Consider the following 1636-nt stretch of genomic DNA (forward strand, 5'->3'; position numbering starts at 1 on the left):
GCAATTGGGTGAACAGGCCAAACGGCAGCAGCGGGTTGTGCGGGTCGGCCAGACCGGGTTGGGCGTTCATGCTGGCCAGCAGCGCCCGCAGATCGGCTTCGCGGCCCGCAACCAGCGGGGCGACGACCATGAAGTGCGACTGGGGAAGCATGGTTTTTAGGCCAATTTTTGAGGATTAAATCGGCTGCCAGCGCATATTTAACCTGCGCTGGCAGCTATCAAAAGTTGCATCAAAAACTGTAGCGTGGCTAAAACTGCAGGCAGAAGTCGATCAGCCGGTCCTTCGCCCAGTACACCTTGCCCAGGTAAAAGCCAGGGCCGATCAGGCGGATTTCGTCGCGGATGTAGTGGGCGATGACCGAGGTGTCGGAGTAGTCCAAGACGATGCATTCCTGGCCGTCCAGCCAGCTGGCGTCTTTGTAGACCTTGGCCAGCACGGCCTCGAAGCCGAACACCAGCACCTTGTTCTTCAGCACGCCTTTTTGCGCGTCAAACACCTTGCCCTGCCAGCCAAACATGTTGATCAGGTGGGCGATGCTCTCGGTGTACTTGGTGCCTGGCGCGATGATGGCTGTGCCGTTGGCCGAGCCATTGGGGATGTCGCCGGGCGGGCTGGCGCGGAACAGATCGTCCAGCTCGGTTTGGCTCATTGCCAGCAATTGGGTGACGTCGTAGGCCATGGTTTTCTCCTGGTGAAAGGTTTAAGAATTAAGGATTACGTCGGCGGCCTTCTCGCCCACCATGTACACGGCAGCGGCAATGAAGAAGCCGGGGATGCGCGGGAACACCGATGCGTCCACCACCCGCAGGCCGCGGGTGCCGTGGACGCGCAAGCTGCTGTCTAGTACCTCGCCGATGGCGCAAGAGCCGCAGGCGTGGTGGCCCCAGGCGGTGTTGCGCACGTAGTCGGCCAGTTGGGCATCGCTTTGCACGCTGGGGCCGGGCAGGCATTCTTCGGCGATCAGGCCGCTGGCCAGGAAGGGCGCGGTGAGGCGGCGCACGGCGCGGATGGCCTGCACGACGGCTTGCAGATCGGTACCGGCCACGTCGCTGCCTTCTTCAAAATAGCGAAAGTTGACCAGCGGCGGGTCCAGCGGGTCGGCCGAGCGCAGCGTGACGGTGCCTGCGCGGTTGGCGGTGTGGGCTTTCAAGATGGCCCAGGTCAAACTGTCGCTGTGCTGGCGTATCAACTCAGAAAAGCCTGGCGCGTAGCCCTCAAACCGGGCGGGCAGGGCCATGCAAAAGATATCGGGCTCGGGCTGGTCGGGGCTGGACTTTTCGATCAGGCCGAGCATGGCCCCGCTGGCGGCGTACATGCCGGATCGCGCGTCTTTCCAGCGCTGCCACACCGGGTCGCCAGCTTCAAACCGTGCCTCTTTCAACCCTGACCAGGGCTGGCGCATGCGGTGGGTCAGGGCGACTTCGTAGCGGTCTTGCAGATTCCGGCCCACGCCCGGCAGGTCTACCCGCAGCGGGATGTCGTGGGCCTGCAGGGCGGCGGCGGGGCCTATGCCGGAGAGCATCAGCAACTGCGGGGTGTTGAAGGCACCGCCGCACAGAATGACCTCGCCCCCGTCGGGTTTGGCCTGCACCTGCCGGGTGTCACCCGCCGCGGCGCTGGGGGCGGGATGGGCCC

At 64.0% G+C, this 1636-nt stretch carries 2 protein-coding genes; both read right to left on the reverse strand.

Annotation, left to right across the window (positions count from 1 at the left end; translation table 11 throughout):
* Positions 1–248 precede the first annotated feature (248 nt).
* On the reverse strand, positions 249–680 hold the full coding sequence (locus ABI213_RS17760) for a hypothetical protein (RefSeq protein ID WP_348028042.1): 432 nt from the start codon (positions 678–680) through the stop codon (positions 249–251).
* Between the two features lie 21 nt (positions 681–701).
* A partial coding sequence (locus tag ABI213_RS17765) for a GMC oxidoreductase (RefSeq protein ID WP_348028044.1) occupies positions 702–1636 on the reverse strand: 935 nt, incomplete at its 5' end.

Source organism: Rhodoferax sp. (genome assembly GCF_039922535.1).
In the GTDB taxonomy this organism is placed as follows: domain Bacteria; phylum Pseudomonadota; class Gammaproteobacteria; order Burkholderiales; family Burkholderiaceae_C; genus Rhodoferax_B.

Excerpts from the sequence above, each read along its gene's own strand:
- ABI213_RS17760 (WP_348028042.1), bottom strand. The coding sequence starts at position 680 with ATGGCCTACGACGTCACCCAATTGCTGGCAATGAGCCAAACCGAGCTG.